This is a genomic window from Labrys okinawensis (assembly GCF_047345005.1).
GTDB lineage: Bacteria > Pseudomonadota > Alphaproteobacteria > Rhizobiales > Labraceae > Labrys > Labrys okinawensis.
The window spans coordinates 2,941,869-2,957,215 of sequence record NZ_CP178864.1 but is presented as its reverse complement, the minus strand read 5'-3'; the positions used below and the strand labels follow the sequence as shown (position 1 = coordinate 2,957,215).

General features: G+C 64.2%; 14 protein-coding genes. 3 read left to right on the top strand and 11 right to left on the bottom strand.

From position 1 onward, the window contains the following. Positions 1–116 precede the first annotated feature (116 nt). From ACMDCR_RS13740 to ACMDCR_RS13730, 3 genes are read left to right on the top strand one after another with little or no spacing between them, the layout of a single operon-like run. A complete protein-coding gene (locus tag ACMDCR_RS13740; protein ID WP_413993064.1) occupies positions 117–836 on the top strand; it encodes a GntR family transcriptional regulator in 720 nt (239 codons plus the stop codon). A gap of 5 nt (positions 837–841) precedes the next feature. Continuing rightward, the gene (locus ACMDCR_RS13735) at positions 842–2,311 is read left to right on the top strand and encodes a mannitol dehydrogenase family protein (RefSeq protein WP_413993063.1); all 1,470 of its coding nucleotides are present in this window, start codon (positions 842–844) and stop codon (positions 2,309–2,311) included. Then, a complete protein-coding gene (locus tag ACMDCR_RS13730; RefSeq protein ID WP_413993062.1) occupies positions 2,308–3,318 on the top strand; it encodes a zinc-binding alcohol dehydrogenase family protein in 1,011 nt (336 codons plus the stop codon). Before ACMDCR_RS13735 ends, ACMDCR_RS13730 begins: the two co-directional genes overlap by 4 nt. Positions 3,319–3,338: 20 nt before the next feature. On the opposite strand, the gene ACMDCR_RS13725 is transcribed toward ACMDCR_RS13730, so the two are convergent. The 11 genes from ACMDCR_RS13725 to ACMDCR_RS13675 form a co-directional block, all read right to left on the bottom strand. Next, entirely contained in the window at positions 3,339–4,718 is a 1,380-nt protein-coding gene (locus ACMDCR_RS13725; RefSeq protein WP_413993061.1) for an FAD/NAD(P)-binding protein, read from the bottom strand. A gap of 277 nt (positions 4,719–4,995) precedes the next feature. Further along, positions 4,996–5,445 carry an RrF2 family transcriptional regulator gene (locus tag ACMDCR_RS13720; protein ID WP_413993060.1) on the bottom strand — a complete coding sequence of 150 codons (450 nt, stop codon included), beginning with the start codon at positions 5,443–5,445 and terminating at the stop codon, positions 4,996–4,998. A gap of 71 nt (positions 5,446–5,516) precedes the next feature. Next, positions 5,517–6,902 (bottom strand): LLM class flavin-dependent oxidoreductase, encoded by a 1,386-nt coding sequence (locus ACMDCR_RS13715; RefSeq protein ID WP_413993059.1) that lies wholly within the window; start codon positions 6,900–6,902, stop codon positions 5,517–5,519. 217 nt (positions 6,903–7,119) lie between these two features. Then, positions 7,120–8,313: an FMNH2-dependent alkanesulfonate monooxygenase gene (ssuD, locus tag ACMDCR_RS13710; protein WP_413993058.1), complete on the bottom strand. Its 1,194-nt coding sequence runs from the start codon at positions 8,311–8,313 to the stop codon at positions 7,120–7,122. A gap of 163 nt (positions 8,314–8,476) precedes the next feature. Then, positions 8,477–9,724 carry an SfnB family sulfur acquisition oxidoreductase gene (locus ACMDCR_RS13705; protein ID WP_413993057.1) on the bottom strand — a complete coding sequence of 416 codons (1,248 nt, stop codon included), beginning with the start codon at positions 9,722–9,724 and terminating at the stop codon, positions 8,477–8,479. Between the two features lie 93 nt (positions 9,725–9,817). Further along, complete coding sequence (locus ACMDCR_RS13700; protein ID WP_413993056.1) at positions 9,818–11,056, bottom strand: SfnB family sulfur acquisition oxidoreductase; 1,239 nt, start codon at positions 11,054–11,056, stop codon at positions 9,818–9,820. Positions 11,057–11,214: 158 nt separating this feature from the next. Then, on the bottom strand, positions 11,215–11,724 hold the full coding sequence (locus ACMDCR_RS13695) for a flavin reductase family protein (RefSeq protein WP_413993055.1): 510 nt from the start codon (positions 11,722–11,724) through the stop codon (positions 11,215–11,217). Between the two features lie 386 nt (positions 11,725–12,110). Then, entirely contained in the window at positions 12,111–12,923 is an 813-nt protein-coding gene (locus tag ACMDCR_RS13690; RefSeq protein ID WP_413993054.1) for a MetQ/NlpA family ABC transporter substrate-binding protein, read from the bottom strand. Between the two features lie 129 nt (positions 12,924–13,052). Then, a complete protein-coding gene (locus ACMDCR_RS13685) occupies positions 13,053–13,718 on the bottom strand; it encodes a methionine ABC transporter permease (protein WP_413993053.1) in 666 nt (221 codons plus the stop codon). Further along, a complete protein-coding gene (locus ACMDCR_RS13680; protein ID WP_413993052.1) occupies positions 13,708–14,811 on the bottom strand; it encodes a methionine ABC transporter ATP-binding protein in 1,104 nt (367 codons plus the stop codon). The genes ACMDCR_RS13685 and ACMDCR_RS13680 overlap by 11 nt, the downstream gene beginning before the upstream one ends. After that, positions 14,808–15,062, bottom strand: coding sequence for a hypothetical protein (locus ACMDCR_RS13675; protein ID WP_413993051.1), 255 nt, complete (start codon positions 15,060–15,062; stop codon positions 14,808–14,810). The genes ACMDCR_RS13680 and ACMDCR_RS13675 overlap by 4 nt, the downstream gene beginning before the upstream one ends. Positions 15,063–15,347: the final 285 nt, after the last annotated feature.

Below are 15,347 nucleotides of genomic sequence, written 5' to 3'. Positions count from 1 at the left end.
GCTCGAAACATGCAATAGTGTTTGTGGGGCAAGGATGGAAATCGTACCTGCTGGTGCGATTCAAGACAAAGCGCTATCCACCTGCCGGCATTGGTTTTTTTGGAGGAGATGGCGCAATGTCTTCCGAGACACTCAAGGAGAGCGAGGAAGACGGTTTGGGCTTTGCTGTCGAGATCGACCGCAAGCGTCCGGTCGCCGACCAGATCTATGACGCCCTCAAGCGTGCGATCATCACCACGCGGCTGCTGCCCGGCACCTCGATCAGCGAGAACCGCATCTGCCGCCATTTCGGTGTCTCTCGTACGCCGGTGCGCTCGGCCGTCACGCGGCTCAGCGAAGAGGGTCTGATCGATGTCTATCCCCAGCAGGGCAGCTTCGTCTCGCCCATCCGGCTCGGTGAGGTCCGCGACAGTCATTTCGTGCGCAAGAACCTGGAGCTCGCGTTGCTGCGAGAGGCAGCCGCCAAATGGAGTCTGGCCCTGAGCGCGCAGGCCCGCGCCATTGTGGAGGTGCAGCGCCAGGCACTGGCCGTCGGGGACATCGACCGTTTCTTCGAGGAGGATGAGAATTTCCACCAGGCGTTCGCAGCCTTCGCTGCGCGCGAGGGTGTTTGGTCCACGGTATTACAGGCCAAGAGCCGCCTTGCCCGCTTCGTGCGCCTCTTCGGCACGCCTTCCCGCCTGCACGTCGTTCTCGACGAGCACCTTGTCGTACTCGACGCGCTCGATGCCGGCAGGATCGGGGAAGCAGCCCAATTCATGGAAGAACATCTCGACATGATCTTCCATATCCTCAAACAATTGCCGGAAGAATTCGGACCTTATGTCGTCGAGTGAGATGTATGCGCCTTTGCAATGCCACCCTGCCCCAGCTCAAATCAATTATCGTCAGGCCAGCCTATGACCGCTCGAAGGTGACGCCAGGCATCGTTCATCTGGGCACCGGCGCCTTCCACCGGGCGCATCAGGCCGTCTATATCGACGACTGTCTGGCGCGCGGCGAAACGAACTGGGGCATCATCGGCTCCTCCCTGCGCAGCCCGGATACGCGCGACGCCCTCGAACCGCAAGACGGCCTCTACACTCTCGCCATCCGAGACAGCGACCGCGAGGAACTGCGTGTCATCGGCGCCATCTCCGGCGTGACCGTCGCGCCCGAAGATCCAGAGGTACTGCTAGCCCGGCTCAGCGATCCCGCCATCCGCATCGTCACGCTCACCATCACCGAGAAGGGCTACGCCGTCGACCTCGGTACCGGCGGCCTCAGGCAGGAGAATGCTGATATCGCGCATGACCTCGCCAATCCCGCCTCGCCACGCTCGGCGCTGGGTTTCCTGGCCGAGGCGATCGAGCGGCGCCGCAGGGCTGGCATCCGTCCTTTCACGCTGCTCTCCTGCGACAACCTCCCGCAGAATGGCCGCACGCTGCAGCGCGTGCTCACCGAATATGCGGCCTTGCGCGACAAGGACCTTGCCGCCTACATCACCGGCGAGATCGCCTTCCCCTCCTCGATGGTCGATCGCATCGTGCCCTCGACCACCGACGCCGACCGCGCCTCCACCGATGCGGCCCTCGGCCTTGCCGATGCCTGGCCGGTGCTGGGCGAGCCCTTCACGCAATGGGTGATCGAGGACCGCTTCGTCTCCGGCAGGCCGCGTCTCGAGGAGAGCGGTGTCGAGTTCGCCGGGGACGTCGAGCCCTTCGAGCACATGAAGCTGCGCCTGCTGAACGGCACGCATTCCACCATCGCGGCGGTGGGGCGGCTGTCGGGCTATGAGCTGGTGTCGCAGGCGATAGGCGATCCCCTCATCCGCGGCCTGATCGAGCGCTACTGGCAATGCGTGATCCCCACGCTCGCCATTCCGGCCGACAAGGCCTTCGACTATACGCGCAAGCTGCTCGCCCGCTACGAGAACACCTCGCTGCATCATCGCACGGCGCAGATCGCCAGCGACGCCTCGCAGAAGCTGCCGCAACGCATCCTCTCCCCGATCCGCGACTGCCTGGCGAAGGGACTTTCCTGCGACCCGCAGATCTTCGCCGTGGCGGCCTGGATCCGCTCCTCCGGTGGTATCGACGACAAGGGTGGCCCCCTGCCCCTCAACGATCCGACCTTCCAGGCCTGGACGAGCCAGCCCGACCAACGCGCCACGCCGCCGGACGCCGTGGTCGACGCCTTCCTCGGCCTTTCCGCCGTGTTCGGCGAGGAGCTGCCGCGCAATCGCGGCTTCACGGCCAAGCTGAAGCAAGCCTATCGCGCCATCGCCTCCGAGGGCGTGCTGAATGCCATTCGATCAGGGAGCCTGGCATGAGAGCCCTAAGTTGCGAGGAGCCCGGGCGGCTGCGCATCATCGAACGGGATGAACCCAGCGCCGGTGAGGGCGATGTCCTGGTGCGCATCCGCCATGTCGGCGTGTGCGGCACGGACTACCACATCTTCCATGGCAACCAGCCCTATCTCTCCTATCCTCGCGTGATCGGCCACGAACTCGGCGGCGAGGTGGTGACGGCGCCGGCAGGCTCATCCCTGCGGCAGGGCCAGATCGTCTCGATCATGCCGACGCTCTATTGCGGCCGGTGCCGGGCCTGCCTCGCCGGCAAGACGAATTGCTGCCAGCGCCTCGAAGTGCTCGGCGTGCATCGCGACGGTGGCGCCTGCGACTATATCGCCGTACCCGAAGCCAACGTCATTCCGGCTGAAGGGTTGACCGCGAGCCAGGCCGCCATGGTGGAATTCCTCGCCATCGGCGCCCATGGCGTTTCGCGCGGCGGCATCGGCGGAAGCGATCGCGTCGTGGTGGTCGGCGCCGGCCCGATCGGCATTGCGGGCGCTATCTTCGCCAAGGCGGCCGGCGCGCATGTCAGCGTGGTCGACCTCAACGCCCGCCGCCTCGCCTTCTGTCAGGACGAGCTTGGCGCCGATGCCGTATTCGAGGCTTCTCCAGACATCCTTGAGAGGCTCGGCCAGGCCACCGATGGCGACTATTTCGATTGCGTGATCGATGCCACAGGCAGCCCCGCCGCCATGCAGAAGGGCTTCAACCTTGTCGGTCATGGCGGGCGCTATGTGCTGCTCTCGCTGGTGCGGGCTGACATCACCTTCAACGATCCTGAATTCCATAAGCGGGAGACCACCCTCTTTGCCAGCCGCAATGCCGTGCGGGCGGATTTCGAGACGGTGCTGTCAGCCATGCGAGGCGGCAAGGTGCCGATGCAGGCGCTCGCAAGCCACAGCGGCAGCCTCGACGAAGCGCCGGTTCTGATCCCGCCGTGGTCGAAGCCTGAGGCGGGGGTCATCAAGGCGATATTGTCCGTATAGGAGGGTGACGCTGGCTGAGCTCACGCGGTAGTGACGCGCCCTTGCATGAGGTGGCCGGCCAACTTCGCCACCTGCTGGCGGATATCGGGCACGGCGACGATTTCCCAGAACACCCCGGATGTGATCGGCCCGACCGCGTAGATGCGTTGCCAGGCGGCGCCATCGCGGTGGATGATGCCGCAATCCTCGCCGACGTCGAGACCAAGGCCCAGGCGATCGGGCCGCACGGCGCCCTCGGCCAGGAGTTGCCGCAGTACGGGATTGTCGGTAGCCGTTACATCGGCCGCCCGGCCCCGGCATTCGAACACCGCATCGGCGCGGATCTGTTGTTCCGCCGTGCCCGTGCGGGCGACATAGCGAACCAGCACACCGCTGTCCTGCGATTCGAAGCCGGCAACGCGGCCGGCGACGATGGAGAGCTGGCCAGCCTCGCGCGCCGCTTCAAGCCGTGCCGCCGCCGCGGGCGCCATGCGGTGGCGGTGGATGTCCCACCAGGCCCGGGCATGGCGCAGGAAACGGCGGCGGGCTTCATGCGAAAGATTGCGCCACAGGGGCTGTGTATACGGCCGCAAACCATCGACGATGCTGCGCCAGTCCCCACCGGCGGCGTGGTGCTGGCGTACGAGCTGCCGCAGCCAGCGGGTGAGATAGGTGATGCCGGTGCCATAGGGGATGTCGGCCGTATCGAGGCGAAAAGCAGGCACCGGCCGATGCGCATGCGGCCGCAGGCCCCGGCGGGAGATCGCGGTGATCCGCCCGCGATGCCCGGCATGCAGCAGCGAGAGCACCCTGTCGGCCATGGTCAGCCCGGTGCCGACAATGACGACCTCGGCGTCCGCTGAAAAGGAGGTTGGGCCGGCGTCGAACCAGCCGTCGAAGCGCCAGGACGCGGGCTGAAGCTTCGGCCCCTCATTGCCGGTTGCGAGAATGCCGATATCCGCCTGCAACGGCTCCCGCCCCGCAAAGCTGACGAGGAGCCCTTGCGGCTGTTCCTCGAGGCCCGTCACCTCGTCATTGACGATGGTGAGGCGCCGGCTCCCCGCGCGCTGCACGAGATGGGGCGACAGGAGGTCGGCGAGATAGTCGCGATAGAGCCTGCGCGGTGCGAAGGACTGAGCATCCGGGCAGTCGACGCTGCTGTGCTCGCCAACCCAGCGCCAGAAATGATCGGGATCGTCCGGATAGGCGCTCATATTGGCGGCGCGGACATTGAGCAGGTGGTTGGGATGGCTCGTACCGTAAGCGATGCCTGCACCAAGCTCGCTGCTTTTCTCCACCAGTGTCACTCGCAGCGACGGATCGTGATGGCGCAGTAAATGCGCCGTCATCAGAACGCCGCTCGCCCCGCCGCCGATAATCACGATGTGCCGGGTGGATGGAAGGGGATCAGGTGAGAGCATGTCCAAGCCGGTCTAATAATCTAGTATTTTGATAGATCAATGGCGCGCTGGCAGCAAGCCCGCTGCTCCGGTCTTTGGAACCCCAGCGAGAAAGGCTCAAGTTGGTCATGCCCGGGCTTGTCCCGGGCAGCCAGTCCCAACATTTGCCAGCGTTTGCGCCACCATGGATCACTGGGACGAGCCCGGTGATGACAAAAGCCGAAGTTCCCGCGACTTTTTGATGGAGACTTTGGAGGCCGCCGAGCCGCTTTCCCGTAGGTGCGAACCCCTCGCAGCTTCAGATGTGATACATGTAAGTGAGGTCGTCGAGGTCGGCCAAGGCGCGCATCTCGGCGAGACTCCGGTTGTCGAGCACGGTCGAGATCGCCTGGCGAACTTCCAGCATCATCAGGCGAACAGCGCATTGGCTCTCGTCGGTGCAATCGTCGCAGCGCTGATAGGCCGTGCGACTGGCGCAAGGGATTGGCGCCAGCGGCCCGTCGAGCACGCGCACGATATGGCCGACCCTGATCTCGCTGGCGGGCCGCCCCAGCACATAGCCGCCGCCCTTGCCCTTCTTCGAATGCAGGAAACCGGCATTCTTGAGCTCCCCCAGGATCGTATCGAGGAACTTCTTGGGGATGCCGTTCTGCTCGGCGATGTCGGAGACCAGGCAGGGCCTCCCGGGCTCCTGCCCTGCCAGATGCACCATCGCCTTGAGGCCGTATTTGCCCTTCTTCGTCAGCATGCGGCCCCCGGGGACGTGTCAGCGAGAATTCCTTTCGATATCTGGTAATAGCAAAACAGGTGATTTGCCAATCAGACGGCTTCGATAGCCTGCCAAACCTGCCTGTAACTCGCACCGGTATGGTCCGGCGGCAGTCGCGCCGAGCCGCCGAAAAGCTTTTCGCGCAACGTCCCTTCCTGATAGGCGGTCTTGTAGCGCCCGCGCCGTTGCAGTTCCGGCACCAGGAAATCGACGACATCGCGGAAGGTTTCAGGGCGTACCGCGAAGGCCAGGTTGAAGCCGTCGATGCCAGTTTCGTCGACCCAGGCCTCGAGTTCGTCGGCAACCGTGGCGGGTGAGCCGACGATGACGGGGCCGATGCCGCCGATCGACACATGCTCTGCGACCTCGCGCACCGTCCAGGTCCGGTCAGGATCGGCGCGGGTGATGTTCTCGAGCGCGGTCCGGCCGGCCTCGTTTTCGACATGCTGCACGATCGCATCGGGGTCCAGCTTCGAGAAGTCGATGCCGGTCCAGCCGGACATCAACGTCAGCGCGCCTTCAGGATCGGCATAGCGGCGATAGTCGGCGAACTTGGCCTGCGCCTCCGCATCCGTCGGCGCAACGATCACCGTAAGTAGGGTGAACATCAGGATGGCGGAAGGGTCTCGCCCGAGCCTGGCCGCCGCCTCGCGGATTGCGGCGACGCGCGGGGCGATCACCTTGCGGCTCGGGCCGGACATGAAGATGCACTCGGCATGGCGGGCGGCGAACTCCCGCCCCGCCGGCGAGGTGCCGGCCTGGTACAGCACCGGCGTGCGCTGCGGCGAGGGTTCGCTCAGATGGAGGGCATCGATGCGAAAATGTGGTCCGTCATGTCGAATTCTGCGCACGCGAGAGGGATCCGTGAATACGCCAGCGCTGGCATCCGCAACCACCGCATCGTCAGCCCAGCTCTCTTCCCAGAGCCTGTATACGACCGTCATATAGTCCTCAGCGATGGCATACCGATCATCATGCGCCGTCTGCTTGGGCTTGCCCGCGCCCTGGGCCGCGCTGTCGAGATAGCCGGTGACGATGTTCCAGCCGATGCGTCCCCCGGTCAGATGGTCCAGCGTCGACATTCGCCGGGCGAAGGCATAGGGCGGCTCATAGGAAAGATTGACGGTGACGCCGAAGCCCAGATGACTTGTGGCCGCGGCCATGGCGGGCACCAGCAGCAGCGGATCGTTCACCGGGGTCTGCGTACCATGGCGCAAGGCTGCCTCGGCATTGCCGCCAAAGACGTCGTAGACGCCCAGCACGTCGGCCAGGAACAGTCCATCGAACCGGCCTCGCTCCAGAGTTTTTGATAGATCGATCCAGTAATCGAGCCTCCTGTAATCACGTGAGCGGTCCCGCGGATGGCGCCACAATCCGGGGGACTGGTGCGCCACGCAATTCATCTCGAAGGCATTGAAGCGGATGGGCTTGGGCATAGGACGATAAACCGGCAGGGTGAGGCGCGACTCGCCTTCCCCACGAAGCTGGGGAAGGTGGACCGACGAAGTCGGGCCGGATGGGGTGTGGGCAGAACATAGCGCCTGAACCTCGGCTGTCGAGCCAGCGGCCCACACCCCATCCGACCTTGCTGCGCAAGGCCACCTTCCCCAGCTTCGTGGGGAAGGCGAGTCGCGCCCTATGACACTCGTTCCCTTACCCCGCCGCAGCCTTGCGGTGAGAGGGCGCCACGACATTGGCGATGATCTCGCCAAACGGGCCGGCGTTGCGAGCCGGACCGAGATCATTGCCCGTGGTCTTCTTCAAAGGCAGCTTCGGGAAGACCAGCTCGGCGAAGCGGTAACACTCCTCCAGATGTGGATAGCCGGAGAGAATGAAGCGATCGATGCCGAGCGCCATATATTCCTTCATGCGCTCGGCTACCTCGTCGGGATTGCCGACCAGCGCCGTGCCGGCGCCGCCGCGCACCAACCCAACGCCCGCCCACAGGTTCGGGCTGACCTCGAGTTTGTCGCGCGAGCCGCCATGCAGCGCCCGCATGCGGCTCTGGCCGATGGAATCCATGCGCGCGAAGGCCTGCTGGGCAGTGGCGATGGTTTCGTCGTCGAGCCTGGAGATCAGGTTCTCCGCCGCAGCCCAGGCCTCGGCCGAGCTCTCGCGCACGATGACATGCAGGCGTATGCCAAAGGAAAGCGTGCGGCCATATTTGGCCGCCACGGCCCTGGCGTGGGCGATCTTCTCCGCCACCTGCTGCGGTGGCTCGCCCCAGGTCAGGTACACATCGACATGCTTGCCGGCAACCTCATTGCCAATGGCCGAGGAGCCCCCGAAATAGAGCGGCGGATAGGGCTGGTTTACGGGCGGATACAAAAGCGTGCCGTCCTCGATGCGCAGATGCTTGCCCTGGAAATTGACCTTGCCGCCCTGCAGCAGCTCACGCCAGATGGTGAGATACTCGTCGGTCACCTCGTAGCGCTCGGCATGGTCGAGGAAGACGCCGTCCCCCTTGAGCTCGACGGGATCGCCGCCGGTGACCACATTGATGAGCAGACGGCCATCGGAGAGCCGATCGAGCGTAGCCGTCTGACGGGCTGCGAAGGCGGGCGTCGTGAGGCCGGGCCTCACTGCCACCAGGAAGCGCAGGCGCTTGGTGATCGGCACCATGGCCGAGGCGATCACCCAGCTGTCCTCGCAAGAGCGGCCGGTGGGCAACAGCACGCCGAAATAGCCGAGCTCGTCGGCCGCCCGGGCGATTTGCGAGAGATAGCCGAGCGAGACATGCCGGGCACCCTCCTCGCTGCCGAGATAGCGGCCGTCGCCATGGGTCGGCAGGAACCAGAGGACGTCGGTCTCCTTGGCGGGCTGCGGCAGGTCAAGATCATAGGGCATGATGCGGGTCTCTCAGTCGGTAGCAGTAAGGATTGCAACCACCGCCGTCATCGCGACCGAAGTGAAGCAATCGGAGAGCAAAGGACTCCGCCCATCGGCCTCTGATTGCTTCACTTCGGTCGCAATGACGATCGCGTGTTGTCTCAATGGCGAGTCATCCGCTCTAGATCGCGCCGTGGCGCGGGGGATTGATGCCGTTGAGCCAGTAGTCGCCAATGGCGCGGTATTTCCAGCGCACGGGATCGTGCACGGTGTGGGTGCGCGCATTGCGCCAGAAGCGATCGAGCCCGTACTGCGCCTGGGTAGCGCGCGAACCGGCGAGTTCGATCAGCTTGCTGCCGGCATGAAGCGAGGCCTCGGTCGAGGCGACCTTGGCCTCGGCCACGGCGATGGAGGCGGCAGCCACCGTCTCGATGGTGGGATCGGCCACCGCGATGTCGGCGATGCGGCCGGCCCGTTCCAGCAGCGCGTCGGAGGCGGAGACGCGGATCTTCACTTCGCCAATCTGGGCGATGGTATAGGGATCCTCATAGCCGTGATCGAGGCCGCTGTCCTTCCAGGGCCGCGCATGGTTGCGGACGTAATGCACCGTTTCCTTCAACGCGGCGCGGGCGATGCCGGCCTCGACGGCAGCATGCATGATCTGGGCGACCGGGCCCATCGAGGTGGGCCGGTCGAACACCGCACGCAGCGAGATCACGGCGAAGGGATGGACCTCGACATTGTCCAGCGTGGTGGTGCCGGACGCCGTGACGCGCTGGCCGAAACCAGACCAGTCGTCGATCACCGTGAGACCGGGAGTCTCGCGCGGCACGAAGGAGATGGTCGAGCGGCCCTCGTCGTCATTGGCGACCACGGCCACCCAATGGGCGAACAGCGCGCCGGTGCAGTAGAATTTGCGACCGTTGAGCCGCAGCACCGGGCCGTCCTTGGTGAGGCGCGTGTTGTGGTCCTGCGCCGTCTTGGTGCCGATCTCCGAGAGGGCATTGCCGATGCGCTCGCCCGAGAGGATGCGCCCGTAGAAGAAACGCCTCTGTTCCTCGCTGCCTTCGAGGCGCAGGGCGTGCAGGATGAAGAAATGGTTCTGGGGAATCTGGCCGATCGAGCCGTCCGCTTCCGAGAGGATGGCGATCACCTCGGCCAAGGTGCCGGAAGAAACCTCGGCGCCGCCATAGGCTTTCGGCACCGTAATGGCGAGCAAACCGGCATCAGAGAGCCAGTCGAGTTCCTCGAAGGGCAGGCGCCGCTCACGGTCGCGCTCGATGGCTGTCTCGGCGATCCTGTCGGCGAGTCGACGGGCGACGGCAATCGCTTCGGCATCGTCCTTGATGACATGGGCGTGTCTCACGCGGGGCGGTGGGGCCCTGAAGGCAACGATGCGTTCGGCTGGGGTGGCAAGGGCTGCGGGCATGGAAAAATCCTGGGAGCGCGGACGTCTCGTCCGCTCTTGGAAACGCGGCATTTGGTGAGAGGAAGAGCGGACGGGACGTCCGCGCTCCCAGGTTCAGCTCCACGCGTGGCGCGGCGGATTGACCCCGTTCAGCGTGTGGTTGCCGACATGGAAGAACTTCCAGCGCACCGGATCATGCAGCGTATGGGTGCGCGCATTGCGCCAGTGCCGGTCGAGATTGTACTGGCCGAGAGTGGAACGCGTGCCGCCGAGCTCGTGCAGCTTGTTGGTGGCAAGAATGGCGACCTCGGTCGTCAGCACCTTGGCCTCGGCGACAGCGACGGCGGCTGCCGTGGCGCCCTCCTCCGTGGTGTCCTCGAAGGCGGCATCGATCGCCCGGCCGGCACGCTCCAGCAGCGCCTCGGCCGCATGCAGCTTAATCTTGAGATCGCCGATCTGGGCGATGGTGAAGACGTCGTCATAGCCATGCTCCTGGCCGCTATCGATCCAGGGGCGGACATGGTTGCGCACGAATTGGATGGTCTCGTCGATGGCGCCGCGGGCGATGCCGGCATCCACGGCGGCCTGGATGATCTGCGAGACCGAGCCGTTGGTGGTCGGTTTCTCGCCGCCGAGATAGGCCGGGATCACACCCTCGGCCTCGACACGGACATTGTCGATCCTGACATTGCCGCTAGCTGTGGTGCGCTGGCCGAAGCTCGACCAATTGTCGATGATGGCAAGCCCCGCTGCCCCGCGCGGCACGATGGCCAGGTGCACCTTGCCCTCGGGATTGACGGCGCCGATGTGGATGTAGTGGGCAAACAGCGCGCCGGTGGCATAGAACTTCTCGCCGTTGATGCGATAGCCATCGCCGTCTGGCGTCAGCGTCGTCTCGAATGCGCCGACATGCTTCGATCGTGCTTCCGAGAAGGCGTTGCCGAGCCGATACCCCTGCAGGACGCGGCCGAACCACAGCTTCCTCTGCTCCTCCGAGGCGGTAACTCGGATGGCGTCGAGCGCGGCCAGGTGGTTCTGCGGGATCTGGCCGATGGAGGGATCGACGGCCGAGATCAGCTTGATGACCTCCGTCAGCGTGACCCAGGACACCCCTGCCCCGCCATGGGCCCTGGGGATGGTGATGCCCCACAGCCCACTCTTGGAAAAACGGTCGAGCTCGGCGGCGGGCAAGCGGCGCTCACTGTCACGCTGCGCGGCTTCGACGGCGAATTCGGCGGCCAGGGCCTTCGCCACCTCGACGGCCTCGGCATCGGAGCGGATGACATGGGCTTGTGGTTCTAGATCGAAGGCCGGCGGCTCGGCAGTAATCGGCGGGGCGATGGAGATTGTCATGGCAGCAACCTGAATGGATTCCGCGAAATGCTGCACTATCGAGTCTCTAATGTCTATATATTTTATCGACTAAATGGGAATCAGATAGAGTGAGCTCTCTCTGGTTCGACGAAATGAGGCGGTCTAGAATGGAGCGCGTCGTTTCCCCCACCGCCGCTTTAGGCCGGATGGAATCCGCCGTAACTACCCTGGGCATAAACCAGGGGCTTGCCGGCATTGGTGCGGATGCCACGCACGGCGCCGATGACGATGGAATGGCTGTGCCGGTCGATGAACTCCTCGACCTCGCAGTCGATCGAGGCCAGCGCACCTTCGAGAGCCAGGGCGCCGGTGAAGAGACTGCGCCAGGAGGCATTTTCGTAACGTCCGACGCCCTTGATGCCACCCTTGCCGGCGAAGCGGTCGGCGACATGCTGCTGGTCGTGGGCGAGGATGTTCACGCAATAATGGCCGTAGCGCCGGATGATCGGCCAGGCCGAAGCTTCGCGATTGACGCAAATGATCATCGTGGGTGGATCGACTGCCAGCGACACGGCTGACGTTACGGTCAGGCCCGTGCGCTCGTCCCCCTCGCCCGCCGTGATAACGCTCACACCGCCAGCGACCAACCGCATGGCATCGCGCAGGGAGGGTGATCCGATCGAAGGAACCTTCACAGAGATATTCATGGTCGTATCCGTCATTCAGATCAGGCGCGGAAGCCCCGCTCCCCTTCACGGCACCAGCGGCGCAACCGCAAAGAATGGTGCAACAATAAGAAGTTAATGTCTATAGATTTTATATTCTTTTCTTTCTTCGCACACCACATGTAGGGCTACGATCCGACCGCTTTGGTGAAACACTGGTCCCACCATGCGTTGGACGGTTGTTTCAATACGTCGTGTTGCGCCGAGATCACGTCCTTGGAAAGGCGGAAAAGCCGCTGCTGAGGAGCTAGTTGTGCGGCCCTTACGTTTCAAGGGTGTGGCGCGGCGGTTTTAGGCGCCGGCCCTAGCAGGGCGTCATGGTCCCATGCCGGTCTGAGGACCGGCACACCGGACCGGCGCCCCTATCCTCACCAGGCGGGCTGGATCGCGCCCTTGAAATTGGCGTTTATAAAGTCAGCCACTTCCTGGTTCTGGTAGGCGGCCACCAGCTTCTTGAACACTGGCTTGTCCTTGTCCGCCTCGCGCACCGCAATGAAATTGCCATAGGGATTGCCGGTGCGGCTCTCCTGCACCAGCGCATCCGTGCGAGGCGAGAGCCCGGCGCCGAGGGCGTAATTGGTGTTGATCACGGCGCCATCGAGATCAGGCAGCAGATTGGGAATCTGTGCCGCGTCGATCTCCTTGAACTGCACGTTCTTGGGATTTTCGGTGACGTCGAGCACCGTCGGCAGCAGCCCCTTGTCCGCCTTCACCTTGATCAGGCCATTGGCCTCCAGAAGCTTCAGGGCGCGGCCGCCATTGGAGGGATCGTTGGGAATGCCGATGGTGGCCCCTTGCGGCAGGTCGGCGAAAGCCTTGACCTTCTTTGAATAGAAGGCGATGGGCGCCACGAGCGTGTAGCCGATCGGCACGATCCGGTAGCCGCGCGCCGCGATCTGGCTGTCGAGATAGGGCTTGTGCTGGAAGGCATTGGCGTCGAGATCGCCCTTCTCCAGCGCCTCGTTGGGGATGGCATAGTCGGAGAAGGAGATGAGCTCGATATCGAGGCCGTCCTTGGCGGCGACCTTCTTGGCCACCTCCCAGATGCGCTCCTCGTCGCCACCGATGACGCCGAGCTTGATGGTTTCAGCGGCGAGCGCTCCGCCCACCGGGCCGAGAACGAAGGCAAGCGCCAGGGCAGCGCCGGCGAAGCGGCGGCGCGTCAGCTTGTAGGTCGACATGCGTAGAGTTCCTGTTGCTAAAGCAAAATGCGTTCAGGTCACAACTTGTTTGGTTTAAGTCATTGGAAATAGAAGCATTTTTCGATTCTTGATGATTCAATCCGAAAGTAGAACGGTCTAGATTGAAGGTCAGTCGTGTCGCAGGCGTTTGTTGAGCCTTCTGGCGATGCGGTCTCCCGCAGACTGGACCCCCTGGACGAGAAGGATGAGGATGACCACCACCGTGGCCATCACGTCGGGCATGAAGCGCTGGTAGCCATAGCGCACGCCGACATCGCCAAGCCCACCACCGCCGACCACCCCGACCATGGCCGAGTAGCCGATCAGGCTTACGGTCGAGAGGGTAAGGCCGAGCACGATGGCTGGCAGGGCCTCTGCGAGCAGTACCTTGCTGATGATCTGGAAGGGCGTGGCGCCGAAGGCCCGCGCCGCCTCGGTCAGGCCCGGATCGACCTCGCGGATGGCACTCTCGACGATGCGCGCGATAAAGGGCGCCACCGCGAGCGTCAAGGGCACGACCGCCGCCGCGGTGCCGATAGAGGTGCCGACCAAGAGCCGCGTGAGCGGAATGATCGCCACCACCAGGATGATGAATGGCGTTGAGCGCGCCGCATTGACGATGGCGCCGAGCACGCCATTGGCGGCAGGCAGTGCCAGCAGCTCGCCGCGCTTGCTCATGGCGAGGAAGATGCCGACAGGCAACCCGATCAGCGCGCCGAAGAGTGTGGCGATGGCGACCATCACCACGGTATCGCGGGTGGCCTCGGCGATGACCCAGAGGATGTCAGGCGACATAGCCAATCACCTCCCCCTTGAGCTGCAGTGCTGCCAGCGCTGAGATGGCGGCAAGGCGCGTCACTTCCTCACCGGGCACCGCGACCAGCAGCGCCCCGAACGGCTCACCACCGATGGAATCGATACGGCCCGCCAGGATGTTGACGTCGATGCCGAGAATGCTGGTCAGGCGACTGATCACTGGCGCGGTCGCATGCGAGCCCGTGAAGGTGATGCGCAGCACCGCCTGATGCCCGGGAGCGGGAGCAGGCAGCAGTCGCCGAGCAAGGTCCGCCGGCAGCTCCACGCCGGTAACGTTGCGCACAAAATTCGCTGTGGTGGGATGGCGGGGTTTCGTCAGCACGTCGAAGGTCCGGCCGGTTTCGACCAGCCTTCCGGCTTCCAGCACAGCCACCCGGTGGCAGATCTCCTTGATCACCGGGATCTCGTGGGTGATCAGGATGATGGTGACATCAAGCCGCCGGTTGATATCGGCGAGCAAGGCCAGGATCTGGCCGGTGGTCTCGGGATCGAGAGCCGAGGTGACCTCGTCGCCGAGCAGCATCTTCGGATTGGTCGAGAGAGCACGGGCGATGCCCACGCGCTGCTTCTGGCCGCCGGAGAGCTCGGAGGGATAGCGATTGCGCTTGTCTGCGAGACCGACGAGGTCGAGCAGCGGCTCCACGCGCGCCTTGATCTCTGCGGCCCGCACGCCTGCAATCTCCAGCGGCAGCGCAACATTGTCGAACACGGAGCGGGATGAGAGCAGGTTGAAGTGCTGGAAGATCATGCCGATGGAGCGGCGCACCGGGCGCAGCTCTCGTTCGCCGAGGGCATCGATCTCGACACCGTCGACGATGACACGGCCATTGCTCGGCCGCTCCAGTCCGTTGATCAGGCGGATGAGCGTCGACTTGCCTGCGCCGCTGCGCCCGATCACGCCGAAGATCTCGCCGCGCGGGATCTCCAGGCTGAGGTCGTCGAGAGCATGGACGGCAGCGCTGCCCTTGCGCGCGGCGAAGGAACGCGAGACGCGCTCGAAGCGCACGATCGGCTCGGCCGTCACAAGTCCTCCCGGCTGCCCCAGGCTCTCCAGTCTCACAGGCGCGTTCACGCGACCAACTCCTCGAGGAGGGAGTGCAACCGCCGCGCCACTTGGCCGGAGATGAAACGCTCCGCGTCGCGGGGGCCGGAGAACGTCATGCCGTTGTAGCGGTTGAAGCGGCGGCTCGCGGCGTGGAAGGCGAAGCGCCGCGCCTCGGCCTGGCGCACGACAATGCCTACGGCCGCGCCGGAGATTTCGATGATGTAGGATTCGGAACGGAATTGGGATTCGGACGAAAGAGACATGGGTTCAGCCGCCACGAACGTGGCGCTCCACAAGACCAAGAGTTAACGGAGGTTCGAGAGGGATCAGCGGCAACAGCCACTACACATCTCGCCCTGCATTCTCTTTGGAGATCTCTTTACCTTGGTCATGCCGATCGCGATCATGGGTCATATCCTGTCTGGGAGCCCACGACATCAGCCGTGGCGCTTTAGCGTTTGATGACGCGGCGCAAGCTGCTCGCTCAAATGCCCGCGACCGACTCGCTAGCGAGCCGATAAATTGAGAATATATAGTCTATAAAATTAGTCAACTGTTGTGTT